The sequence below is a fragment of the Myxococcota bacterium genome (genome assembly GCA_039030075.1).
Taxonomy (GTDB): domain Bacteria; phylum Myxococcota_A; class UBA9160; order UBA9160; family SMWR01; genus JAHEJV01.
Window position 1 is genome coordinate 159,561 of the sequence record JBCCEW010000007.1, and the last position, 24,259, is coordinate 183,819.

Here is a 24,259-nt window from a genome sequence, read left to right on the forward strand (position 1 = left end):
CGGGTCTGGACTGACGCGCGCGCCCTCACCTCAAGACGCGGGCCACTGCACCTCGACGGGGACGCCCTCGCGCAAGCGCTCGAGGGCCGTTTCGAGCGCCTCGCGTCGCCGCTCGGCCAGCCAGGCGTAGCGCACCTGGTCGCGCACCTCTTCGAAGCGCTGGGCGCGCTCGGGGGTGCGCTCGTGCACCCACACGAGGTGGGTTCCGTAGGCCGACGCCACGGGTCCACTCCAGGTTTCCGCTTCGCTCGCGAACACCTCCGACGCGAAGCTCGCCCCGAAGCGATCACCGAGCTCGCGCTCGGTCTGGGACGGTTGCTCGGCCGGGTGCAGGAAGGCATCGCCACGGGGACGCCCGTCTTCGGAGTTCGTCGCGCCCCGCAGCTCGGCCAACGCCGCCCGCGCGTCGGCCTCGCCGCGAAAGTAGAGCTGGCGCAGCCGCACTCGCGCCGGGCTGCGGTAGCGGTCGGCGTGGGTCTCGAGGTAGGAGCGCAGTGCGTCCTCGGCCGGTTCCTCGGTCACGCCCGCCGCCTCGAGATCGAGCCGCATACGCTGCACCAGCCGGCGACGCACCACGATGTCGGTGCGATGCATGCCCATCTCGATCGCCTCCGCATAGAGCGCGGCGTCATCGCGGCTCTCGTCGGCCCCGGCGAAGCGGAGATTCTGGACGAGGCGGCGGAAGATCACCGGATCCCCGCGGTCGTAGCCGCGCGCCAGGGCTTCGCGGTAGAGGAGGGTCTCGTCCACCTCGGGCGCGAGGGCGCGTTCGAGCTCGGCGCGCTCGGGGGCCCGCCGCAGCGCGCGGGCCAGCTCATCGTGGACGGCTCGTACCCGAGCCTCGGCGATCACCACCGGCTCGGCCCGCGGCGGATCCCACCACAGGCGGTCGAAAGTAAAGAGCGCCGTACCCAACAGGGCGAACTGCAGGAGGGGTCGCCACACGGCGGCGCAGCATAGCGAGCCCCGCGCCCGCCCGGAGGGGCCGACCCGGGACGCGGGTTTGACGAGCCAAGTGTGGCCTGTCTAGTTTGGTCCGCACCCGAGCCGCCGCCGCAGCGGCCCAAGGAGATCTGCATGCCGGCCACGCCCCTGCGCACCCCGATGGAACGCGCGCCCGATCCGGGCCTCGGCACCGCCGCAGTTCCGAAGGACCGCTACACCTCGCGCTCCTTCATGGACCTCGAGTGGGAACGCATGTGGAGTCGGGTCTGGTTGATGGCCGGTCGCGTGTCGGACCTCGAGCGACCGGGCGATTACTTCACCTTCGAGATCGGGCCCGAGTCGATCCTGATCATTCTCCAACCCGACGGCAGCCTGGCGGCCCGCTACAACGTCTGCATGCACCGCGGCAACCGGCTGCGCGAGCCTGGTCGCGGCCACGCCGAGAGCTTCTCTTGCCTCTTCCACGGCTGGAAGTACGGGCTCGACGGAAAGCTCCTCGAGGTACTCGACCCCGAGTCGTTTCCCCAGGGCTGCGAGGGTCTCGACCTGCGGCCGGTGCGCTGCGAGACCTGGGCCGGCTTCGTCTTCGTGAACCTCGACCCGGACGCCGTGCCGTTGCACGAGTACCTGGGCGTGATCCCCGAACACCTCGACCCCTACCACTTCGAGGAATGGAAGGTCGCCTTCGAGTGCACGATCGAGATCGAGTGCAATTGGAAGACGAGCGTCGATGCGTTCAACGAGGCCTATCACCTGGCGGCCACCCACACCTGGACGCTCGAGTTCAGCGACGACGTCGGCACGCTCTATGACTGCTACGACAAGCACACGCGCATGATCTTCCCGGAGGTACAAGCGAGCCCGCGCCACGAGGGCGCCGGCACCGTCACCCCGGGCATTCGCGACATGTTCCTCGCGCGCGTCGGCGTGGACCTCGAGAAGTTCGAGGGCGGGCCGGCGGAAGCCCGGACCGCCTACGCCGACGCGATCCGCAAGCTCGGACCGACCCTCGGCTGCGACTTCTCGGAGCTGAACGAGTCGCAGATGTGCGACGACTTTCACTACACCGTGTTTCCGAACGTCACCTTCAACACCCACTCGATGTTCACCTGGGTCTTCACCCACAGGCCCCACCCCGAAGACCCGAACAAGATGTACTTCGACTTCTGGAGTCTCTTGCGCGCACCCGCGCAGGACCTCCCGCGTCCGGAGAAGCGCCTCTACCGCACCGCCGACGGAGACACCCTGGCCGGAGAATGCGAGGGCGGAGATCTCCTCGACGAGGATCTCTACAACCTGCCGAGGATCCAGGCGGGCATGCGCTCGAAGGCCTTCGAGTCGCTCCACCTCGGCGAGCAGGAGATCCGCATCCGCCACTTTCACCGCACCCTCGAGCGCTATCTGGAAGGCAGCCTGTGAGCGCCCCTTCCGAGCGGGCCGACGTCTGCCACGTCGACGTCTCGGGCCTCGCGCCGGGCCAGACCCGCGCCGTCGAAGCCGAGGGGATCAAGCTCCTGGTGTGCAACGTCGACGGCGCGTTCTTCGTGATCGAGAACCGCTGCCCCCACGCGATGGTCACCCTCGATCAGGGAACGCTGCGCGGCTGCGTCCTCGAATGCCCGGTCCACGGCGGCACCCTCGACGTACGGGACGGATCCCCCCAGAGTCACCCGATCCGCCGGTCCGCGCAGACCTTCTCGGTGCGCGAGGTCGGGACCACCCTCGAGGTTTCGCTCTCCTGAGCGACCGAACCCGGGTCGCGCCCCGCGATCCGATGGGAGTCTTCAATGCACGATCTCGCGATTCGCGGCGGTCTCCTGGTCGATGGCAGCGGCGCACCGCCGCGCGCTGCCGACGTTGCCGTCGACGACGGACGCATCACGGCGGTGGCACCCGAGGTCGGGACGGCCCGCGAGACGATCGACGCCACCGATCGTTGGGTGCTCCCCGGCATCGTCGACATCCACACCCACTACGATGGACAAGCGACCTGGGACTCGTTGCTCACGCCCTCGTGCTGGCACGGCGTCACCACCCTGGTGATGGGCAACTGCGGCGTCGGGTTCGCGCCGGTGCGACCGGGCGACGAGGACTTCCTCGTCGGACTGATGGAAGGCGTCGAGGACATCCCCGGGACCGCCCTGTCGGCCGGGATGAAATGGGGTTGGGAGAGCTTCCCGGAGTACCTGGACGCGCTCGACGCGATCCCCCACGCCCTCGACCTGGGCACCCAGGTGCCCCACGGCGCCGTGCGCGCCTACGTGATGGGCGAACGCGGCGCCCGCAACGAGCCGGCCAACGCCGAAGACATCGCCCGCATGGCCGAGGTCGTGCGGGAGGGGATGCTCGCCGGCGCGCTCGGTTTCAGCACGTCGCGCACGATCGTGCACCGCGCCGTCGACGGCGAGCCGGTACCCGGCACCTTCGCGGCCGAGGACGAACTCTTCGGGATCGGGCGCGTCCTGCGCGAGGTGGGACGCGGACTCTTCGAGCTCGCGCCGGCCGGCGTGATGGGCGAAGACCTGGCGGCACCGGCGAAGGAAGTGGCCTGGATGCGCCGGCTGTCCGCGGAGACGGGACGACCCGTGAGCTTCGCGCTCTCCCAACACGAGCTCGACAAGGACCAGTTCCGCGAGGTGCTGGCCCTCGCGCGAGAAGCGAACGCCGACGGGGCGCAGCTCCGACCGCAGGTGGGTTCCCGACCGACGATGCTCTTGATCGGGCATTCGACCTTCCACCCGTTCTCGTTCAAGCCGAGCTACCAGGCCCTCGAAACGCTCCCGCTCCCCGAGCGGGTGCGCGCGCTACGCGACCCCGAGACGAAGCGCCGCATCCTGGCCGAGACCTCGGTGGCGGGCGACGACCCGCGCGTCGGCTTCGTGATCCAGCTGATCGAGCAGGGCATGGACAAGATCTTCCCCCTCGGTGATCCGCCGAACTACGAGCCCAGCCCGGATCAGTCGATCGCGGCGATCGCCGCCCGCGAGAACCGCGACCCCTTCGAGGTGCTCTACGACCGCATGCTGGAGCTCGACGGACGCCAGCTCTCGATGCTCGCGATCCTCTCCTACGGCGAAGGCGACCTCGAGGCCCTGCGCGAGATGCTCGAACACCCGGACAGCGCCTTCGGTCTCGGGGACGGCGGCGCCCACTGCGGCTCGATCTGCGACGCGAGCATGACGACCTTCCTGCTCTCCCACTGGGTGCGCGATCGCACCCGCGGCCCGAAGCTCCCGCTCGAGTGGGTGGTGCGGAAGATGACCCGCGACACCGCCGAGCTCTACGGCCTGCACGACCGCGGCGTCGTGGCCCCGGGTCGCAAGGCCGACCTGAACGTCGTCGACGGCGAGCGTCTGGAGCTGGCCCTCCCCGAGCTGGTGCACGACCTGCCCGCCGGAGCGCGGCGCCTGATCCAACGCGCCCGCGGCTACGACGCGACGATCGTGTCGGGCGTGGTGACCTTCCGCGACGGCGAACACACCGGCGCGCTGCCGGGACGCGTGCTCCGCGGGCCCCAGTCGGCCGCGTAGACGGGAGCTAGAAGCCCGGGATCTCGGAGACCGGTGCGGGGTCGGCCGGCCGGTTCTCGCCGGGCACGAGTGCCACCGTGGCGTGGTTGCCGAGCCCGCCCGGCAGCCAGCTCATCGCCCAACCCGCCGCCAGCAGCGCTTTGCGGACGCGGGGTGTGCGGGCCATCAAGATCCGGGTGGAGAGCCAGCCGACGTCGACCTCGGCGCGCTCCCCCGAGTCGATGTAGTAGCTCGCCAGGAGCGACTCGATTCCGCGCGCACTCCAGCGGTAGACGAAGTTGTCGCGCCCCTGGAGATTCGCGTCGAGATTGCGCTCAAAGCGCGTGGTGAGTCCGAGTCGGTCGAAGCCAGCCAGCACGGCGCAGTCCCAAGGCTCGAGGAACACGGCCCGGTGCCGACAGACGCGCAGCATCTCATAGAGGCCGAGTGCGGGGCGCGGCAGATGGTGGAGCGACTCCTTGCAGAGGACGAGGTCGAAGGAGCTCCCCGCGTAGGGCAGGGCCTCGGCGTTCGCCAACTCGTAGGTCAGGCGCGGATGGCGCGCGGTCGCCGCCTGAATGCGTTCGTCGGGCTCGAGGATTCCCGAGAGCACCACGCGCTGGAACGGGTAGGTCGCCAGGGCCTCGGCTTCGCGCCAGCCCGCGCCGATCGCCAGCACGTGCCCGGGCTCGCGGCCCGCACGCTTGCAGTCTTCGAGGTAGGGGTCGAGCGCCTCCCGGAACAGGTGCGCGTGGTACGCCTGATGGCTGTCGATCGACAGCAGCGTCTGGAGCGAACGACGCCGGATGCGAACGCGGGCCAAAGCGAGAGTCCCCCCACCCCTTGCATCGGCACGGCAGGGATCCACCTGAGCTGAAAATCGCCCTGACACCCGGGGGCGTCACGGCGGCGCGCTAGCCGTCGGTCGCGCGCGACCACACGGGCTCGCCGCTGCGCCAGGTCTCGACGACCGCTCCTTCGGCGTCGAGCAGCGCCAGGTCCGCAAGCGCGCCCGGTCGCAGGGTGCCGCGTTCGGCCTCGACGCCGAGCTGCCGGGCCGGTCGCAGGGTGACGGCGGCGATCGCCTCGGCGAGCCCGACGTCGGCGAATCGCCGCAGGTTCGCGACGGCCCGGTCGAGGCGCAGCTGGCTGCCCACCAGGGTGCCGTCGGCGCGCCGGAACGGCGCATCCGGACCCTCGGCTGCGGCGGCGCCCAGCGCCGATGGACCGTTGCTCGGAACCGCCACCCGGTCGCTGATCAGCATCAGGCGCTCGCCCAGGGCCGCCGCGCTGAGACGTACCACCGCCGGCGCGACGTGATGGCCATCGCAGATGAGGTCGCAGCGGATGCGGTCGTCGGCGAGCACCGCACCGGCCACACCGGGGGCACGGTGGTGGAAAGGCCCCATGGCGTTCCAGAGATGGGTGGCGTGACAAAGCCCTTCGCTCGCCGCCGCCTCGATCTGCTCCGCGGAGGCGGCGCTGTGACCGAGGGCCGGCACGACGCCCTGGGCCATCAGGGCCGCGAGCAGTGCGTCCGCTCCGGGGAGTTCGGGGGCGAAGGTCACCATGCACAGGCGTTCGCCCAATCCGTCGATCAGGGGCCGGTCGCGCGCTGGATCGAAGGGACGGACGCCGCCCGGATCCATCGCGCCGGGCGCCGCAGCGCTGATCCAGGGCCCTTCCAGATGGAGGCCCAGGCAGGCGGCGCCACCCTCGGCCGTCGCCTCGGTGGCCTGGGCGAGCGCGTCGAGGCGCGGAGCCAGATCCGCGTCCGGCCAACACACCGTCGTGGCGAGGAACGCGGTGGTCCCGCTCTCGACCTGCTCGCGCGCCGCCCGCGCGAGGGCGGCGGAGAAGTCGTCCGGACCGGCCGACACGAGCTCGCCGTGGAAGTGCAGATCGAGAAAGCCGGGCGCGCCGACGGCGCCGGTCCGGTCGACCCGGCGCCAGTCGGTGAGGTCGGCATCGGTCGACGCGAAGCCGGCGAGGCGGCCGCCTTCGATGAGGAGCGTGCCGGGCCGGGCGGCCCCCGCCTCCGGGTCGATCCACTCGGCTCCGACGATCGCGGTGCGCCCCACCCCGTTCCCCCCGATCGCGGAGGCTAGTTCCGGGCCGCGGCGCGTGCACGGTCGCCCAAGACGACGACCGAATGCACTACTGGATCGCGAGCACCTTCACCTGGAACTTCAGCGTGCGCCCGGCGAGCGGATGGTTGAGGTCGACGACGACATGGGTGTCGGTCACCTCGAGCACCTCGACCCGACGACGGTCACCCGTCTCGGCCTGCGCCACGAGGACGGCACCTACCTGGCGCGCGTCCTCGGGAATCGCGTCGAGCGGCACCTCTTGTTTGAGGTCGGCCCGCACCGGTCCGTAGGCCGCCTCGGGCGGTAGCTCGAACTCGCGGCTCTCCCCTGCGCTCGCACCGGCGATGCCCTGCTCGAAGCCGGGGAGCATCTGCCCCGCTCCCAGCTCGAAGGTGAGCGGGTCGCGCCCGACGTTCGTATCGGCCACGGTGCCGTCGTCGAGTGTGAGGGTGTACTCCACCGAGACGGTGCGGCCCGTTCCTACCTTGAGTGTCGCCTCCTCGTCTTCGGCCAACGCCGGAGTTCCGGCCAAGAGGATTGCCAGAAGCGACACACGCGCCACGCGAACCATCGACTCGAGATGCACCGGGGACCTCCGGAGTGCCAGCGGCGGCGTCGGGCACCGGGTGGCCCGATCACCGCTTCGTCTGCGCTCCGTCGACGGCGTCCCCGCCCGGGACACCTGGGTTTCCCGCGAAACGAGGCGGGCAAGAGGACCCTAGCAGCCTTCGTACCCGCGCGTCGGTGACCCGCGTACCGCCGCGCCTTGGTACTGTGTCCCCGAGAAGGAGACCCGCGATGATCGACCTGCACTACTGGCCCACGCCCAACGGCAAGAAGGTGACGATCCTGCTGGAGGAAGCCGAGATCCCCTACCGGATCGTCCCCTGCAGCATCGGTCAGGGCGATCAGTTCAAGGATGCGTTCCTGTCCATCAGCCCGAACAACCGCATGCCCGCGATGGTCGACACTGCGCCCGCCGACGGCGGCGAACCGATCGCCCTGTTCGAATCGGGGGCCATCATGCTCTACCTCGCCGAGAAGGTCGGCCGCTTCTACCCGCCGGAGCTGCGCGAGCGGCACGAAGTGAATCAATGGCTGATCTGGCAGATGGCGAACCAAGGGCCGAAGACCGGCGAGTCGGGTCACTTCCGACGACTCGGGGATCGAGAGGGCGATCAGTCCTACGCGCTCCGCCGCTTCACCGATGAGGTCAATCGCCTCTACGGCGTCATGAACAACCGGCTCTACGACCGGCGCTACCTGGCTGGTGACGCGTACACGATCGCCGACATGATCTCCTACCCGTGGACCGTGGGTTGGGAGGACCAGGGACAGGACCTCGACGAGTTCCCGTACTTCAAGCGCTGGTTCGAGGAGCTCTCGGCGCGCCCCGCCCTGCAGCGCGGCATGGACGCGGGGAAGGACCTCCAGGTCGACTACGCGAGCCTTCCGAAGGAAGAGATCGCGCGTCTGACGAAGCTGCTCTACAACCAGCGCGCGCGGCCGGCCCCGGCGGGCGGCCTGCTGTAGCCCGGAGCCACCCACAGCGGTCGAGACGGCCGGTACACTTCCGGCGCTCGCGAGCCGATGAGGAACGCGCGCGGCGCCCATCGCGCCCGCCTGCCCTTGGGAGAACTCCGCTGGACGTCGATCACGCGCAGAAGAAGGCACCCCGGGTTTCCGCGATCATCATCAGCTGGAACACCCGGGAGCTGCTCGACGCCTGCCTCGCCAGCCTCGCTGCGAACGACGTGACCGGCGGCCTCGAGACGATCGTGGTGGACAACGGTTCCGCCGACGGCTCGGCCGACTGGGTGGAATCCCACTTCCCGGACGCGACGCTGATTCGCAACCGCGACAACGCGGGCTTCGCCCGCGCCTGCAACCAGGGCTACGACGCCTCGCGCAGCGAGTTCGTGCTGCTGCTCAACAGCGACACCGTGGTCCCGCCGGACGCGCTCGAGAAGACCCTCGCCTTTCTCGATGCTCAGCCCTCGGTCGGGGCGGTGGGCTGCCGGCAGGTGTTCTCGGACGGCCGTCTTCAGAGCACCTGCTTTCGCTTCCCGACCCTGCGCGCCGTGGTGCAGAACGCGCTCTACCTGGGACAGGCGTGGCCCGACTCGCCCCTCTTGAACTGGTCGCGCTACGGCACCGAGGACTTCGCCGAGGCCCGACCCGTGGATTGCGTCGCCGGCAGTTTCCTCTTGCTCCGTCGTGCGGCAGTGGGCGGGGAGCTCTTCGACCGCGGCTACTTCATGTACGGGGAAGAAGCGGATCTCCTCTACCGCCTGCATCGCGCGGGGAACCCCACCTTCTATCTGCCCGACGTCGAGATCGTGCACCACCACAGCGGCAGCTCGAAGCGCCCCGGAGTGGGCGCCTGGGCCTACGAGGCGAAGCAGCGCGCGATCCTGCGCTTCCTCTGGAAGTGGCGGGGCGTGGCGGTGGCCAGCCTCGCCAACGCGGTCATGCTGCTCGCCACGCTGCCGCGAGCCGCGGGCTGGGTGCTGTCGGACCTCATCGGCATCGTGCGCGGCCAGCAGTCGGGCTGGGAGCGCGCCCTCAAGTGCCGGGCCCTGGGTTTCCACGCTCGCGCGAGTCTCTCGCCGGCGTGCTTCGACGAAGATTGGGCACCTGACTTCGGGCCGCCGCCGGACGATCGCTAGAGGGCATCTCACGAACCCCGATCGAGACAGGGGTCCGATGTCGGCCCGAGGTCGAGGCGCGAAACCGCGGGCATAGCACCGCTACCGCGAGGTTTCGTAACGAAGAGATCGGGGCGAAGGCGTGTGCCTGGCGACCGAGGGGTCGATGAGATGCCCTCTAGACCGCGACGCCCTCGCTGCGCAGCCGCTGGACCCCTTCGCCGTAGCAGGCGAGCAGGCGTCGCCCCGCGGCCTTCCAGCTCAGCGTGTCGATCTCGGCCCGGGCACCTGCGCGCAGCTCTCGAACCTTCTCCGGGTGCTCGGTGAGATCGCGCAGCTGTTCGGTCAGCGCCGCGACATCGCCCGGCGCGTGCACCAGGCCATGGCGTCCGTGTTCGCAGCGCGCGCCACTCGCCTCGGAGACGAGCAGGAGACACCCCGACGCGCGCGCTTCGTAGGTCACCAGCGCACTGCCCTCCTCGATCGTCGGCAGCACCAGTGCATGGCATTCGGAAAGCAGCGCCGATGGATCGTCGACGAAGCCAGTCTCCTCGACACCGGGTTGGGGAAGCAGGTCCTTCAGGGCGTCGCGGTAACCCGGTTCGAAGCGGCCACAAATCCGAAAGCGTCCGCGCGCACCGGCACCCGAATCGCGCCAGGCGCGTAGCGCATGGTGCAGGCCCTTCCGCGGTTCACAGCTCCCCAGAAACACGACCTGGAGGCCGCCCGACGGGTCGGGAGCGACGTCGCCACTGGCTCCGAAGCGACTCGCGTCGTAGCCGTAGTGGTGTTCGAGGAGGCGTTCGGGTGGGAAGCCGCGATCGAGAAAGGACTGGCGGACGAAGGGCGACGGCACCAGCAGGTAGTCGGTCTCCTGGAACTCGAGCTCTTCTCGCTCGAGGCGCCACGGGTCGAGGGTGTGCGATGCGCCCGGGACCGGCTTCAAACCGAGTCGCTCGCGCTCCTCGGCGACGAGCTCGTAGGCCGTGCGCGTGTGCGCATTCGGCACCTCGCGGAAAACGGGGATGCCCAGCCGGCGGGCAGCGCGAATCGTCGCCAAAGCCCCCGAGGGCCACACGTGGACCGCGTCGATCTCTTCCGCGTGTCGTCGCAACCACCGCGCGGTCATCTTGTCGTGCCACGCGATCGCGCGATTCACCCCGAGGGCGGTATGCGGGATGCGCGCGGGTCCGAGCGAAAGGCTGCGAACCACGCGGACGTCGGACGGGAACGGGCGGGCCACGCTGGTGCACGAAAGGGTCACGCGCGCGCCGGCCGCACGAATCCCATCGACCTGGAACCAGGCCGTCGTACCGATTCCGGGACGCCCGATGGCGTGCGGAAAGCTGTAAAGAACGCGCAGACGCGAGGCGTCGGGCGTACTCGAAGCGGGGACCGAAATCGCGCTGACCTCCGGAAGAAGCGGAAAGCATAGCCAAGCTCAACCGCCGTTTGTGGGGAGACCGGTCGCTTGCGGCGCCCGCGAGCCGTGTCTACCGTGGTTGCCGGAGGAACTGGCCCGCCTCTCCCATACGCCCTTATGTGTCCCCCGCACAACGAGCCGCTCGTCTCCGTCGTCATCGCTGCCTACAACGCAGGCGACTACCTGCGTCCGGCCGTGGAAAGCGTCCTACAGCAGAGTCACCGCGAGCTCGAGATCCTGCTGATCGACGACGGGAGTACGGACGGTTCCGTCGAGAAGCTGTCCCACATCGACGATTCGCGTTTCCGCATCCTTCATCAGGAGAACTCGGGAAAGCCGGCAGCGGTCAACCGGGCCCTCGACCTCGTGGAGGGCGAGTTCTACGCCATCCAGGACGCGGACGATCTGAGCCATCCGCGCCGGATCGAGCGGCAGCTCGCGTGCTTCCAGCAGCACCCCGAACTGGCCGGCGTGTTCACCGGCTACGAGCTCCTGATCGACGAGCGTCCGGTCGCGCCACGCTTCCGCGCAAAGAGCGCCGCCGAGTGCGCTACCGACATCGACCAGTTTGCAATGCCCTCTCACGACCCGACCGGCATGTATCGCATGTCGATGGTCGGCGAGTTCCGCTACGCCGAGGACCTGCAGATCGGCGAAGGCCACGACTACATCCTGCGCATCGGCGAAGCCCACCCACTGATGGTGGTGGGTGAGTGCCTCTACTCGTACCGGATCCTCCCCGACTCTCTCACCCGCAGCGATCCGGAACGCCGACGCCGCTTCGTGCACGAGGTGCTCGGTCGCGCGTGCGAGCGACGCGGTCTCGACGTGAAGACGATCATCCAGGACCTCGATCACGGCTTCGACCAGAACGAGAAAGACAACAACCTCGTGGCCCACTTCCTCGAGAGCGCGGTCGACCAGCGCGAAGCCGGGGAGTGGATGGGCGCGGTGCAGACCGGCGTCTACTGCCTCTCGCGCCATCCCGCCGACCCGGTGTTCTACAAGCCGCTGGCCCTGGCGCTGCTGCCCGGACCGATCGCGCGCCGCGTCCGACGCCGCTCCCGCTGACCGGCGGTATCCTCCGTCCGGCCCGAGCGGAAGTCTCGTTCGCGAGCAGAAGCGCGACCCACCGTTCAGCCGAAGCCCGGGTCGGTCGAAGGCCCCTCTGCGAGGCGTTTCCGCCTCCCCGATTCCCTGGAACGACGCTTGCCCACCGCGACGACGTCTCTGCCCGCCCGATCGAGCACGATGCTCGCGTGGCTGCCGTGGCTCGGGCTCGGCGTGGCGTTCTGGCCGGCACTGCAGGATCTCGCCCGGCATCTGGCCGCGACCCCGTGGTCGCGTTACGCGATCGTCTTCCCGTTCCTGCTCGCACGATGTGCCCGGCGGGCTCCGAAGGACGCTCCGCTCCCCGGGTCGACCGCGGCCGTCGCCCTCGGACTCGGTCTGCAGATCGCCGCCGCCTTCGCCGGACAGATCCGCTGGGCCCGCCCCGGGCTGGCGCTGGCCGTGTGGGGGCTCCTCGCCCGCAGCGGCGTGCGTTCGCCAGCGGTCTGGGTGCTGCTCGCCTTCTGTGTGCCCGCACCTGCGTTCCTGATCCACGGAGCCTCCGAGGCGTTCCAAGCAGCGCTGATCGAGCCGATCCTCGGCATCTGGCGCGGACTGGGCCTCGAGGTGCTGCACCACCAGCGCGTGTTGGTCGTGCCGGGCGAGACGGGCCTCGAGCTCACGCGCGGCAATCTCGCGCTCGCCCCGCTGCTGGCCGGGATCGGCTGGTACCACCAGACGCTCCGCCAACAGGGCCCCATGCCGACCGCCGTGCTCGCGGGCCTGATGGCGTTGGCGTCCCTACCGATCGCCGCGCTCTTCCTCGCTATCGCGGCCGGGGCCGCTGCGGCGGGCTGGGACGGCCTGGCACACTTCGCGAACAGCGACGGGCCGTGGCTGCTCACCGCGGCCGGAGCGCTGTCGGCGAGTGAATGGATGCTTCGAAGGGGAGACGCAGCGTGAGCAAGGAATCGATCGCGAACGTCGCGTTGCTGGTGACCATGGTCGCCGTGGGCGCCGGGGCCTGGTGGCTCCAGCTGCGGCCCGCACTCGACTTCGACGCCCGCGCGCTCGAGGGTCTGCCGCTCCGGGTGGGCGCCTGGCAGGGGCACTCGGTCCCGCTCGAGTACGGCGTCGAGCGCATGCTCCGCGCGGATCTCAACCTCCAGCGCGAGTACGAGAGCGATACATCACCGGAAGTCGTCTGGATGTACGTGGGCTACTACGGAACCGAGCGCGGTGGACGCCCCGAGCATACTCCCGAGGTCTGCTACCCCTCCGCGGGCTGGGACATCGTTCGCCACGAGGAACAGCAGTTCGGCGATGGCCATCGCGTGAACGAGTTCATCGTCGAACGCGCGGGCAACCAGCGTCTCGTTCACTTCTGGTACCACTCCTCGCGAGGCGCCGGGCTGCTCGACAACCTCGACGTGAGCGTCGACCACCTGAAGGGCCGCCTATCGGACGGGCGCGCCGATGGCGCACTGGTGCGACTCTCCACGCCGATCACCGACGCCGGCATCGAGGCGTCGCGCGAGCGGCTCACGGCGTTCTACACCGATCTCGTGCCGGAGATCGGATCGCGCTGGCCGAGCGAGGCGCCGAAGCGCTCCTAGGCCTCAGCCGATGTGCGGGAGCGTGCCGAGGATCGGCCCCTCGCTGAGGTTCTCGAGGTGCCGGGCCGTCGCGACGACCGGGTCGATCAGCTCGAGCAGGACCGCGATCCCGAGAGCGAGCGCGATGCTCGCCGCGAACCCGATCAGCGCGATCATCCAACGCGGTCGGACCGGTGAGCTCGGGCGCGACGCCTCGTCGAGGACCGAGACCTGGCCGCCCTGGTGGGCCGACTCGAGACTCTCGGCGAGCTCGGCCTCTTCGACCTTGCGCAACGAACTCAGGTAGTCGTCCCGCAGCACGCCTTCCTTCTGCTCGAGCGCCGTGAGCTGCTCGGCGATCCCCGGGGTCGCATCGATGCGCTCGTTCACGATGGCAACGTCCTCGTCGATCTTCGCGAGGGTCCCCTGGAGACGCGCGATCTCGCGCCGCTCGGACGCGAGTACGATGTTCATCTGGGAGTTTTCCCCGCCCAGGCCACCCGACGCGACCACCTCGTTCAGGCGCACGATCCGCTCGCGCAGGGCGATCACGTTCGGGTGCTCGTCGGTGTGGGCCGCGAGCTCGCGCGCGAGCTGCCGCTGCAATTCCTCGAGCAGGACGCGGCTCTCGGACGGCACGGCCGCCCCCGTGGAGGCGATCTCGAGCAAGCGGTTCTGCTTCTCGGCGACCTGATCGGTGATCGACTCACGTCGGGAGGTCAGCAAGTCGAGCTTGCGCAGGTTCGTCTCGAGCTCGCCCGGGAGGTTCCCCCGATGCTCGCGTCGGAACTCGCTGATCAGCCGTCCCTGTTCACGAAGCTCGTCCTCGTCTCGGCGCAGCTCCTGGCGCAGGAAGGCCGTGGTGCGCTGCGCCTGCCGGTTGCGACGGCTGATGCTCGACTCGACGAAGAGCGCGGCCAGCGCGTTGGCGATGTCCGCCGCTTCGGCGGGCTTCTCGGATTCGTAGGAGATGGCGAACACGATCGAGGAAGCGCGCTTCGAATGGCTGGGAAGCGGATAGGCCTCGATGTTCGAGCGCATCTCGTTGACCAGCGCGATGCGCGGGGTCGTCTCGCGCTGCGCCTGGAAGAGATCGCGCGCATCGATCAGGTTCGAGAGGTTCTGGGTGGACAGGATCTTCCCGATCATCGCGTTGATGTTCGAGAGCGTGTCCTCCTGGACCGTGGACTTCACGAACTCCCGGGGAATCTGCTGGCTGGTGATCAGCACCGTGGAGAGCGCGACGTAGGTCGGCTTCCAGGCGTAGGTCACGCCCACCGTCGCCATCACCCCGATCACGAAGCAGATCACGACGGGCAGCCAGCGTCGCCGCGCGACACCGGCCGGATCGAAGAGGAACTCGGGGATGCCGAGGCTTTCCTCCTCGCCCCAGGGATCCTGTTCTTCGCGGCTCACGGCGCGTCTTCCTGTTTCGGCGGCGCGTCGTCCTCGACGACGGCGTTCACGACGTCGACCCCGTAGTAGCCGTACTCATCGTCGGCGTCGCCGGTGCGCTGGCCGTTGAGGATCGCGGGAAGCATCTGCTTCCGCGGCAGACGCCCGACGAGCTGGCGCATGTTGCGGGCTCGGGTCTTCCCCGCCCGCGCGACGGGAACGCAAGCGCCGACGTGGCGCAGCACGAGGGTCACGTCCGGCACCAGGAGCGCGGGCGGCGTATCGATCAGCACGGTCGCGTAGCGTGATTCGAGCTCCTGAATCATCGCTGCGAAGGCGGGCTGCACGAGCAACTCGTGGGCCGCACGCTGGGGCTCGACGGCCTGGTAGACATCGAGGGTCGGGTTCTCGATCTCGACGCGCACCTCGTCGAGAGTCACCTTGCGTCGCAACACGTCTTCGATCCCGGGCCCTTCGGGCAGGGAGAGGTAGCGACCGAGCGAGGGCTTGCGGAGGTCCAGGTCGACGAGGGCGATCTCGCGACCGCGCGACAAGGACGCCAACGCGATCCCGAGGTCACAGAGGACGGTGGACTTGCCATCGGCGCGTTCGGCGCTCGCGACGGCCACGCTGCGGGCACCGCGCTCTTCCAGCTCGGCGCGCAGGCGCAGGGCCAGGTGGCGGCACTCTTCAGCGCGCGCGCCGTCTTCGAGGATCACCGCTTCGTTGGTCACCTCGACGGATTCGACGCGCTTGCCCAGGAACGGCACGCGACTGCGGATCGAGTCGAGCCCGAAGGAGCTACCCGTGTCTTCGGGCGGCGTCGGGGGCGGAGCTTCCGGGGCCGCCGGAGCCGCCGCTTCGGCCTGGGTGCTGCGAAGGGTGGGCAGCGTCAGCTCCCGCTCACGGGACTCCCCGCGTTCACGGGCACGGCGGATGGCGTCGGCGATCTCACCCACGCCGCACCTGCTCGCCCTGTCGCGCTGCTTCGCGAATCGACACTTCCCCTAGGACTCCTGTGACTGCGCCATGGTTCGTAGGACGATCGACGCGGCGCGGTCTTCGCGCGCGGTGATCGAGAGTTCGCATCGGATCCGGAACCACCGGAACCACGGCCAAGCCCCCGGGGGCCCGTCTCCAACTCTTCGGTCGGCCCCCTGGTCTTCGTGAGTGCTCGAAGACCGTGCCAGGGTAACGCAGTGCAGCGAGCCCCCGTTGCCGATGGGTTGCGGGTCGCTGGACCCAACGATGCGGCAGAATGCGCGTCGATGGGCACCAGCCGCTTCGCTCCCTCCAGCACCGGACCGGCCCATCCGGGGACCCTGCTCGCCGCCCTGCTCGGCTGGCTCGACGCGCGGTCGCGAGGCGACCAATGGCTAGTGCGGATCGAGGACCTCGACCCGGAGCGCACGCGCCCAGAGTGGGACGCGGGCCTGCAGGAGGCGTTGGGCTGGCTCGGGCTCGCCTGGGATGGGTTCCAGCGCCAGAGCGAGCGGGACGGCGCCCATGCCGCCGCCCTCGACCGCCTCGCCGCGCGTGGCGGGCTCTACCCCTGCACGTGTAGCCGGCGTGATCTCGCAGCCGCCGGAATGCCGAGCGCCCTCGGCGGGTTCGCCTACCCGGGCACCTGCCGCGAGCGCCCGCTGCCCGCCGGGGGCTGGCGGAGCAGCACCGAGCCGCTGCGGCTGCGGCTCCCCGCGCAACGCTTCGAGATTGCGGACGAGAGTGGCCGCGACCTCTCGGGCGACCCGAGTCGGGACCCGGGTGACCCGGTCGTGCGCCGACGCGACGGCGCGATCGCGTATCACCTGGCGGGAGTCGTCGACGATGTCGACGCCGGCGTCACACGCATCGTGCGTGGCCACGATCTCGCCGCGACGACGGCCACCCAATGGGCGATCCAAGCGGCGCTCGACGCACCGCACCCCGAGTACCGCCACCACCTGTTGCTGCTCGAGGAGCGCGGGGAGAAGCTCGCGAAGTTCCACGGCGCCGTCGGCTTTCCGACCCTGCGCGAACACCTGAGCGGACCCGCGATGTGCGGAGTTCTCGCTGCGGCGGCGGGCCTGCGCCCCACGCCCGAGCCCGTTCAACCGGAGGCACTCGTCGCCGACTTCGACTGGAGCCGGGTGGCGACGCGCGACCGCACCTTGCGCTGGACCGGCGATCGGCTGCTGCTGCTACCGGCGACGGCGTGACGCGCGCTCAGGGTCGCTCGAAGGTGCCCGCTCCCTCGACCGCCAGCCCGACCAGCCCGTAGCGACTCGGCCGCCACCCGTGGAGCTTCGGGTGGGGATCGTCTCCATCGAAGTCTTGCACGACGACGTTCAAGCGGAAGGCCTGCCACGGTTCACCCGCCTGGGCGTCGAGGGCGGCGTGGGGAATCGCGATCTCGGCGCGATACCCGGCGTCCGTGGGAACCACGACGCGCTCGTACCCCTCGGGCAACGGCGCCATGAACGCGTCGAAGATCGGGTCGGGCGCGGGTTCGATCGGATTCAGCCAGGCCATGAAGATCTTGCGGAAGTCCCCCTGGCCGAGCGCCTGTCGGAAGGAGAGATTCCGGTTTCGTTCTTCCGCCGGACGCGCGTCGAGTTCGACCACCAGTCCGTCCTGTTCGCGCGCGATGCGGTTCGGGTCCTGGGTGGGCGTCGGATCGTTCACCGCGAACGCGAGATAGAGCCGATCGGGCCCGGTGCGAACGTCGAAGCGCAGGTCGGCCTCGGCGACGCCGCCTTCGCGCCGCGGCCAGCCGGTGAGATCGAAACGCAGCGCGCCCCAATCCTCCAGGTCTCCATCGATGCGCAGCGGACGGGTCCGGGTGACCGGGAAGCGTCGGTCGGGAAACACCCACCCCGTGTTCTCCACGCGCACGGGCGCGTGCTCGCCGGGCGCTTCGACCGTCCAGGACGCGAAGGCCGGCGCCAGCGTTTCGAGCCCCCGCGAACCGTCGGTGCGCAGCGTGAAGGTGACCTCGTCCGTCGCCCCCGGCGCCAGCTCGTGCTCGAGGGTCGCCGGAGAAACGCGGAGGTCGGGCCCTTCGCGCAGCTCGGCCCGCACGACGATCGGAACCGAGGTCGGGTTGTGGAGCTCGAAACGCTGCTCCCCTTCGCGGAACCGAGAACCCGGCACCCACGACGGCTGCGCGCTCACCACGTGGTCCAGGCGCCGCACCAGATCGCGGGTCGCGAGGGTACGCACGCTCTCGCCATGGATCCCGTCCAGCATGAGGTTGGCGACCACGGGGCCGTCATCGCTCATCGTCACGAGTACGACGTGATCGAACTCGCCGCGATCGATGCCGCGCATCTCGCTGCCACCGCCGGTCGTCGCGAGCGTGATGTAGCTGTGGTCGTGGCGCACCTGGCGCACGTAGCGGTGGTAGTGACCGGCGAAGACCGTGTGGGGTCGGCCGGCGAGCTGTTCCTCGATTGCCTGCCAGGCGGGGAGAGGCTCCTGCTTGGCGCCCGGCGGGTCCCAGAGCGGTTGGTGGACGATCACGATCGTCCAGCGTGGATCCGGGTGTTCGGCCAACACGCGCTCGACGTAGGCGAGCTGGGCGTCGGCCGTGTCCGGCCCGGCGATCGGCGTCCCGGGTTTCGCGACGCTCGACAGGATCTCGCTGTTGAGCACGAGGAAGAGCACGTCCTTGTACGAGAACGCGTAGTACGACGGACCGAAGCGGCGCTGCCAGTCTTCGGCCATCGCCGTGTTCGAGTAGTCGTGATTCCCCGCGGCGTAGAAGAAGGGCGCGTCGAGGCGCTCGACGAAGCCGTCGAACTCCTCCCACTCGCTGGCGAGCTGGCCGGTGTCGTCGGTGTAGCCCTCGATCAGGTCACCCACGCTCACGACGAAGGCGGGCTGCAGCAGGTTGATCTTGTCGACCGCCGCGTCGAAGACACCGGGGCGCTCCTCGCCGGTGCGATCGCTCACGACCACGAACTTGAAGTCGTCGGGCCCGTCGGCGACCTCGAGGTGCGTCCAGGGGGTGGCCGCCTCGAGGGGTTCGACCTCGATCGCGGGCGGCGCGCCGTCGGGTGTCGCGCAACCGAGCACGACCCACAGACTCGCCACGATCGCGGCGCGCCGCGCGCCGATTCGAAACCCACGCCCCATGTCGTCCCTCCCCTGCATCGCAAAGAGCAGGCGCTGTGTTCGCGCAGTGCGCCACGCCGGTCGAAGCGCGGGTAGGGTACGCCCGAAGCCCGCGCCCCGCCGGAACAGTTCGGGGTGCTTCGGAAAGCGCTAGGAGGCCTGACCCGGCGCTTCTCGGGCCGCGGTCAGCTTGCGCAGCTCGCGCCGCATGGCGCCGCGGGCGTCGGGGGCGACGGCGCCGAGCGCCGCTTCGAGCAGCGCCACGGCGTCACCCGTGCGTCCGTCGCGCACGTAGGCCCGGGCCAGCGCGCGGTTCGCATGGGCCAGGCTCGGGTCGAGGCCAAGGGCCTGTTCCAGGGCCGAGATGGCCTCGGAACGGTGCGCGGCGGCTTCGCTTCCCGAGCTGGACGCCTCCCAGGCCCCGTGCACATCGGCGATGCGCGTCCACAGCCCGGGGGCGTCTCCGGCAAGCGCCTGCGCCTCGGCGTAGGCGGCGAGCGCCTCCGGCCACTGCTCTTGCGCCGCCCGGCTCTCGCCGAGCCCGATCCAGCCGGCCAGGCTGGGCTGGATGAAGACGCTGCGTTCGTACTGGGCGACCGCCGCGGCGACGTTCCCGCGCTGGGCGTAGGCACGGCCGAGCGCGGCGCGGTCCTCGGCCGAATCGCGTCCTACCCAGCGCAGCCGATCCAAAGCGCCCCCCGCCTGCGCCAGGGTCTCGTAGGTGACCGCGCCCAGGGAAAGGCGCCGCTCAGCGAGCTCGTAGACGCCCACCGCGAGGGCCAGCGCGCCGGCGACCCAGACGGCCGTCCACCCGCGCCCGGGCGCGCGGCGTTCGGTGGGCGCATCACTCGGGCCCGAACGCAGCAGCGCTTTCGCCACCTGGCCGTCGCGCAGCTTCCACACCGCTCCGTCGAGAGCGAAGTGGTGCAGGTTCACCACCGCGAACAAGAGCACCCCGAGCCCGGCGTGCCAGGACACCCCGCCGAGCAGCTCGGGCAGGAACAGGAAACCGGGCACCATCGTCACGAACGCGCCCGCCAGGAGCGCGCGCAGCAGGTAGGTGCGCGACCCGAGCTCGGGGTCGGCGCGCTGTGCGTAGTAGGTGGTGACCCAGAGATACTGCACGCTGTGTGCGGCCGAGATCCAGATCGCGGCGAAGGGCAGCAGCGCCCCGCTGTAGTCGCCGGTGAAGAAGAGCAGCACCGGAACCACGAACCACAGCGCCTGGGACAACAGGATCGACACCACCGGGACGAGGTCGGCCACGCGGGCCTGGCGCGAGAAGCGCCAGAGCGCACCGAGCACACAGCCCAGGTACACGAGGAACACCGCCGGCCCCGCGATCGAGGCGAAGCCCGGGGGAATTCCCAGGCGCAGCACCGAGAAGTGACTCCCGCCGCTCTCGGCTCCCGGGGCGTAGATCACGTTCGAGCCGGACGTATGGGTGGAGAGGAAGGCCAGCACAAACGCGAAGACGAAGCTCAGGTAGAGCAAGCGCTTGCCGAGCGGGTCGACGTCGATGCCGCGTCGCCGCAGGAACATCAGCGCGACGCCGTAGTTCTGCCCACCGACGTGCCACGGGCTCGTGGTGATGTAGACGGTGAGCAGCAGCGATCCGACCGTCACCGAGTACACGCCGAACATGAACGCCGCGACGAGGAAGATCGTCAGGTGCACGGCGAAGAAGGCGTAGCGCTGGCGGTCGGCCCGCTGTTCGTAGACGCGCAGCAGGGTGGCGCCGTAGTGGGGGGCGCTGATGAAGAACGAGATCGCCGCCACCACGAGGATCGGCCAGCTATCGACGCCGAACAGCGTGGGCGCCAGCAGCAGCAGTGGGAAGGTCGCCAGATAGACGAAGCCCGCCCCGAAACCGAGGTCGAGGGTCCGCCCGAAGAGCCAGGCGGCGTCACGGGAGATCGCTTGGGTGGGAGCCGCCATCGTTCCTGGGGCCATTATACCCCCCACTCCCCCTCCCCAAGGAACGAGAGTGTCGGGCGGCGTGGACGCGCTGCGCATCGATTGCACAGGGGCAGCGACCGAACGGGGCGGCGCGAGCCGCCCGGGTCGGCTCCCGCAGCGAAACTCAGCGCAGCCCGAGCGAACGTGGATCTGGGCACGGCGGAGCGTCGGACCGACCCATCCGCCGACGCCAGGACGCCCGCAGCGAGCCATTTCGCGGAGGGAGCCCGACCCGGGCGGGCCCCGTCTCCCTACACCCGACCCGCGCAACTCCCGTCAGGAACCCGGCCTGGGAGATCAGCCGTTCCACTCCACCGGCGCATCCACGCCGCCCGACACCTCGGCCAGGCACTCCTCGAGACTCCCCCAGGCGAGCGACCGATCCTTGCCGCGCAGCGTGAAGAAGTAGAGATCGTTCTCCTCGATGATCCCGTTCCCGCCGTGGATCTGGTGGGCGAGCATCACCACCTCGGGCGTCGTTCGCGAGGCCGAGGCCTTCGCGATCGCCACCTGGGCGTCGCTGCCGCCGCCCGCGCCCACCGCGTGCAGGGCCTCGAAAACGAGCTGCCGGCTCGCCGAGACGCGGATCGCCATGTTCGCGGCGTGGTGCTTCACCGCCTGGAAGCTGCCGATCGGGCGTCCGAAGGCCTCGCGGACCGTCGCGTACGCCACTGTCTGATCGAGGGACTGCCCGGCCGAACCGACACACTGCACGGCGGCGAAGAGACGCGACAGGCGCAGCAGCGCCTCCGCACCCTTCGCGTCGGCGACCTTCTCGGCAGGCGCTCCGTCGTAGCGCACGCGCGCGCTGGGCGTGCGCCCGATCGTCTGGAGCGCCTCGGTCGCCACGTCGGGTCCACCCGCATCGACCCAGAAGAGCGCGGGCGTCGAACCGTCGAGGGCCGCGACCAGGTGGTGCGTCGCGAACTGGCCGTAGTCGACGAAACACTTCTCCCCGCGCAGCCGGCCTCCGTCGACGGCCAGGCGGATCGAAGCGAGATCGTCCTCGGCTTCGAGCCAGGCCGGCGTCGGAACGATCGACCCCGACAGCATCCCCTCGATGCAGCGGCGCGCCGCCTCCGGGTCACCGTGACGTTCGAGGGTGATGCCGCAGGCAAGCGCCTCGGCCAACGGAACGACCGCCGCTCGACGCGCCACGGCCTCGAGCAACACGCCGACGTCCACCAGGGAGCCATCGCCGCCGCCGAAGCGCTCGTCGAAGGGCAAGCCGAGCCAGCCCTGGTCGCAGAGTCCCTTCCACAGGCCGTCGTCCCAGCGCCCTTCGCGCTCGAGCTCGCGAATCCGCTCGAGGGGCACTTCGGCCTCGAGGTACTCGCGCACGGTGTCGCGCAGCAGCTCCTGGGTGGGATCGAGATCCAGGTTCATCGGGTGCTCTCCCCTACCGCGGCAGACCGAGGCCGGCCCCGGCCACGATGTCGCGCATCACTTCGTTCGTTCCGCCGCCGAACCGGAAGATCGGCGCGATGCGGAAGGCCCACTCCATGCGCCCCTCGGCGGGAGCCAGGTCGCCGTTCTCCTTCGACAGCCCGCCGTAGCGACCGAGCAGGTCCATGGCGGTGTTGGCGAGACGCGCGCGCAGCTCGGTGCCCGACACCTTCGCCATCGAGGCCTCGGCGATCGGAGTGCCGCCCTTCGAGATGATCCAGGCGTTGTTGAGGGCCAGCGCACGGTGCTCCTGCAGGTCGAGCTGGAGCTCGGCGAGCTTTCGTCGCACCAGCGGGTCCCCGAGCTTCCCCGGCGCGTGCTCCTGCAGGTAGGCGACGAGCTGATCGTAGAGCCGCGCCAATGCACCGGTCGCGGCGAGCCCGACGCGCTCGTGGTTCAGCGCGTGCATCACGATGCCCCAACCCTGATTGAGCCCACCGACGAGGTTGGCGTGGGGGACGCGCACGTCGTCGTAGAAGGTCTCGCAGGTGTGGCCGCCGTACATCGCGTGCAGCGGCCGGATCGTGAGGCCGTCGGCGTCGGTCGGCACGATGAACACCGAGATGCCCTGATGCTTCGGGAGATCCGGGTCCGTGCGCACGGCCAACCAGATGTGGGTGGCCACGTCGGCGAGCGACGTCCAGATCTTCTGGCCGTTGATCACCCACTCGTCTCCGACCCGGACAGCCTTCGTGCGCAGCGAGGCGAGGTCGGTTCCGGCGTTGGGCTCGCTGTAGCCGATCGCGAAGGTGTACTCGCCGCTCCAGATGCCAGGCAGGTAGGCCTCGCGCTGGGCGTCGTTCCCGAATTGCTGAATCGACGGGCCGATCGAGGTGTAGGTGAGGTTGCCGTAGGGCATGCCCCAGTACTCCATCTCTTCGACGAAGAGGTACTGGTAGAGCAGGTTCTTCCCCTGCCCTCCCTGCTCGACGGGCCAGCAGATCCGTGCCCACCCCTTTTCCTCGAGGGCCGCGCGAAACTTCGCGAGCTCGGGACCGCCGGCGCCGTAGGTGGCCGCGTACTCGGCCAACAGCTGCGGAGTTCGCCATTCGCGAATGAAGGCGCGCAGCTCGTCGCGAAACGCCAGGTGATCGGGTTCCCAGGAAAAGTCCATCGCGTTGCTCCCTGGCCGGAGCGGCGTGCAGAGCGCGCCGGCAGCCTCTCGCATTCTGGCAGAAGCCGCCGGCCGAACGCGAACGTCTCGCCCCCTTGACGGTCCGCCCCCGGGCGCGAGCATCCGGCGCATGCCCGCTCACCTCGAACTCCCCCCCGAACATCCCCACGTCGCGCTGGTGACGATCGACCGCCCCGAGCGCGCGAACTCGCTCGATCCGCCGACGCTGCGCGAGCTGGCCGCGGCCTGGGAGCGCATCGCCGACGACGACGAGATCCGCTGTGCCGTGCTGACCGGAGCCGGACCGCGCGTCTTCTGTGGCGGCATGGACATGCAGGCGACGATCGCCGTCTCTCAGGCGCTGGCACGCGGCGAACGCATCGACCCGAAGGACTTCGAGGGCCTGCGCGCCGTCCGCACCGCGACCCTCGCGGGCTTCGATCTCGAGACGCCGCTCATCTGCGCGATCAACGGACACGCGCGCGCCATCGGTTGCGACATCCTGCTGGCCGCCGAGCTTCGCTTCGCCGCACCCCACGCGACCTTCGCCCTCGAGGAGGTTGCGCGCGGTCTCTACCCGACGGGAAATGCCACCGTCATGCTCGCGCGTCAGATCGGCTGGGCCCACGCCCACGAGATCATGCTGACCGCCCAACCCCTCGATGCGACGCGCGCCGCCGAGATCGGTCTGATCAACCGGGTGGTACCCGAGTCCCTGCTGATGGACACGGTCTTCGAAGCGGCCGACGCCATCGCCGCCAATGCGCCACTCGCCGTGCGCGCCACGCGACAGGGCGTCCGCGAGCTCTTCCACCTTCCGCTGGCCGAGGCCTACGAACGCCAGGAGGAACTCGGCAAACCCCTCCGTCGCACCGAGGACGCGGCCGAAGCCACGCGGGCCTTCGCCGAGAAGCGACCGCCGGTGTGGAAAGGTCGCTAAGCGGGAGTCCGGAAGGGCCGCTGGCCGAGCGTTCGGAAAGATCGCGAGGC

General features: G+C 70.0%; 21 protein-coding genes. 10 read left to right on the plus strand and 11 right to left on the minus strand.

What is annotated here, in order from left to right:
* Positions 1-30: 30 nt before the first annotated feature.
* A complete protein-coding gene (locus AAF430_09950) occupies positions 31-945 on the minus strand; it encodes a peptidyl-prolyl cis-trans isomerase (protein MEM7410542.1) in 915 nt (304 codons plus the stop codon).
* A 132-nt stretch (positions 946-1,077) separates the two neighbouring features.
* On the opposite strand from AAF430_09950, the gene AAF430_09955 reads away from it, so the two are divergent.
* The 3 genes from AAF430_09955 to AAF430_09965 are packed head-to-tail and all read left to right on the plus strand — an operon-like array spanning position 1,078 to position 4,475.
* Positions 1,078-2,364, plus strand: a complete 1,287-nt coding sequence (locus AAF430_09955) for an aromatic ring-hydroxylating dioxygenase subunit alpha (GenBank protein MEM7410543.1) — start codon at positions 1,078-1,080, stop codon at positions 2,362-2,364.
* The gene (locus tag AAF430_09960; GenBank protein ID MEM7410544.1) at positions 2,361-2,687 is read left to right on the plus strand and encodes a Rieske 2Fe-2S domain-containing protein; all 327 of its coding nucleotides are present in this window, start codon (positions 2,361-2,363) and stop codon (positions 2,685-2,687) included. Before AAF430_09955 ends, AAF430_09960 begins: the two co-directional genes overlap by 4 nt.
* 45 nt (positions 2,688-2,732) lie before the next feature.
* Complete coding sequence (locus AAF430_09965; protein ID MEM7410545.1) at positions 2,733-4,475, plus strand: amidohydrolase family protein; 1,743 nt, start codon at positions 2,733-2,735, stop codon at positions 4,473-4,475.
* Positions 4,476-4,482: 7 nt separating this feature from the next.
* Here AAF430_09965 and AAF430_09970 read toward each other — a convergent pair whose 3' ends face one another.
* The 3 genes from AAF430_09970 to AAF430_09980 form a co-directional block, all read right to left on the minus strand.
* On the minus strand, positions 4,483-5,277 hold the full coding sequence (locus AAF430_09970) for a class I SAM-dependent methyltransferase (protein MEM7410546.1): 795 nt from the start codon (positions 5,275-5,277) through the stop codon (positions 4,483-4,485).
* Between the two features lie 91 nt (positions 5,278-5,368).
* Positions 5,369-6,535 (minus strand): amidohydrolase family protein, encoded by a 1,167-nt coding sequence (locus AAF430_09975; GenBank protein MEM7410547.1) that lies wholly within the window; start codon positions 6,533-6,535, stop codon positions 5,369-5,371.
* A gap of 76 nt (positions 6,536-6,611) precedes the next feature.
* Positions 6,612-7,130 (minus strand): peptidylprolyl isomerase, encoded by a 519-nt coding sequence (locus tag AAF430_09980; GenBank protein MEM7410548.1) that lies wholly within the window; start codon positions 7,128-7,130, stop codon positions 6,612-6,614.
* A gap of 212 nt (positions 7,131-7,342) precedes the next feature.
* Here AAF430_09980 and AAF430_09985 point away from each other — a divergent pair, with 212 nt between their 5' ends.
* Together AAF430_09985 and AAF430_09990 are read left to right on the plus strand one after the other, a co-directional pair.
* Positions 7,343-8,077 carry a glutathione S-transferase N-terminal domain-containing protein gene (locus tag AAF430_09985; GenBank protein MEM7410549.1) on the plus strand — a complete coding sequence of 245 codons (735 nt, stop codon included), beginning with the start codon at positions 7,343-7,345 and terminating at the stop codon, positions 8,075-8,077.
* Between the two features lie 110 nt (positions 8,078-8,187).
* Positions 8,188-9,213 (plus strand): glycosyltransferase family 2 protein, encoded by a 1,026-nt coding sequence (locus tag AAF430_09990; GenBank protein ID MEM7410550.1) that lies wholly within the window; start codon positions 8,188-8,190, stop codon positions 9,211-9,213.
* Positions 9,214-9,370: 157 nt separating this feature from the next.
* On the opposite strand, the gene AAF430_09995 is transcribed toward AAF430_09990, so the two are convergent.
* Positions 9,371-10,594 carry a glycosyltransferase family 4 protein gene (locus tag AAF430_09995; protein ID MEM7410551.1) on the minus strand — a complete coding sequence of 408 codons (1,224 nt, stop codon included), beginning with the start codon at positions 10,592-10,594 and terminating at the stop codon, positions 9,371-9,373.
* A 138-nt stretch (positions 10,595-10,732) separates the two neighbouring features.
* Between AAF430_09995 and AAF430_10000 the strand changes: the two genes are divergently transcribed.
* From AAF430_10000 to AAF430_10010, 3 genes are all read left to right on the plus strand, one after another.
* Positions 10,733-11,686, plus strand: a complete 954-nt coding sequence (locus AAF430_10000; GenBank protein MEM7410552.1) for a glycosyltransferase family A protein — start codon at positions 10,733-10,735, stop codon at positions 11,684-11,686.
* Between the two features lie 138 nt (positions 11,687-11,824).
* Positions 11,825-12,628: a hypothetical protein gene (locus AAF430_10005; GenBank protein ID MEM7410553.1), complete on the plus strand. Its 804-nt coding sequence runs from the start codon at positions 11,825-11,827 to the stop codon at positions 12,626-12,628.
* The gene (locus AAF430_10010; GenBank protein MEM7410554.1) at positions 12,625-13,281 is read left to right on the plus strand and encodes an exosortase C-terminal domain/associated protein EpsI; all 657 of its coding nucleotides are present in this window, start codon (positions 12,625-12,627) and stop codon (positions 13,279-13,281) included. Before AAF430_10005 ends, AAF430_10010 begins: the two co-directional genes overlap by 4 nt.
* A 3-nt stretch (positions 13,282-13,284) precedes the next feature.
* Here the strand turns inward: AAF430_10010 and AAF430_10015 are convergent, their stop codons facing one another.
* Together AAF430_10015 and AAF430_10020 are read right to left on the minus strand one after the other, a co-directional pair.
* On the minus strand, positions 13,285-14,676 hold the full coding sequence (locus tag AAF430_10015) for a hypothetical protein (protein ID MEM7410555.1): 1,392 nt from the start codon (positions 14,674-14,676) through the stop codon (positions 13,285-13,287).
* Positions 14,673-15,614, minus strand: a complete 942-nt coding sequence (locus AAF430_10020; protein MEM7410556.1) for a CpsD/CapB family tyrosine-protein kinase — start codon at positions 15,612-15,614, stop codon at positions 14,673-14,675. Before AAF430_10020 ends, AAF430_10015 begins: the two co-directional genes overlap by 4 nt.
* Positions 15,615-15,923: 309 nt before the next feature.
* On the opposite strand from AAF430_10020, the gene AAF430_10025 reads away from it, so the two are divergent.
* Positions 15,924-16,853, plus strand: a complete 930-nt coding sequence (locus tag AAF430_10025) for a glutamate--tRNA ligase family protein (GenBank protein MEM7410557.1) — start codon at positions 15,924-15,926, stop codon at positions 16,851-16,853.
* A 7-nt stretch (positions 16,854-16,860) separates the two neighbouring features.
* Here AAF430_10025 and AAF430_10030 read toward each other — a convergent pair whose 3' ends face one another.
* From AAF430_10030 to AAF430_10045, 4 genes are all read right to left on the minus strand, one after another.
* On the minus strand, positions 16,861-18,771 hold the full coding sequence (locus tag AAF430_10030; protein MEM7410558.1) for a metallophosphoesterase: 1,911 nt from the start codon (positions 18,769-18,771) through the stop codon (positions 16,861-16,863).
* A 129-nt stretch (positions 18,772-18,900) separates the two neighbouring features.
* The gene (locus AAF430_10035) at positions 18,901-20,688 is read right to left on the minus strand and encodes a tetratricopeptide repeat protein (GenBank protein MEM7410559.1); all 1,788 of its coding nucleotides are present in this window, start codon (positions 20,686-20,688) and stop codon (positions 18,901-18,903) included.
* Between the two features lie 318 nt (positions 20,689-21,006).
* Entirely contained in the window at positions 21,007-22,095 is a 1,089-nt protein-coding gene (locus AAF430_10040) for an acyl-CoA dehydrogenase family protein (protein ID MEM7410560.1), read from the minus strand.
* Positions 22,096-22,108: 13 nt separating this feature from the next.
* Positions 22,109-23,269 carry an acyl-CoA dehydrogenase family protein gene (locus tag AAF430_10045; GenBank protein MEM7410561.1) on the minus strand — a complete coding sequence of 387 codons (1,161 nt, stop codon included), beginning with the start codon at positions 23,267-23,269 and terminating at the stop codon, positions 22,109-22,111.
* Positions 23,270-23,399: 130 nt separating this feature from the next.
* Here AAF430_10045 and AAF430_10050 point away from each other — a divergent pair, with 130 nt between their 5' ends.
* Entirely contained in the window at positions 23,400-24,209 is an 810-nt protein-coding gene (locus tag AAF430_10050; GenBank protein ID MEM7410562.1) for an enoyl-CoA hydratase-related protein, read from the plus strand.
* Positions 24,210-24,259: the final 50 nt, after the last annotated feature.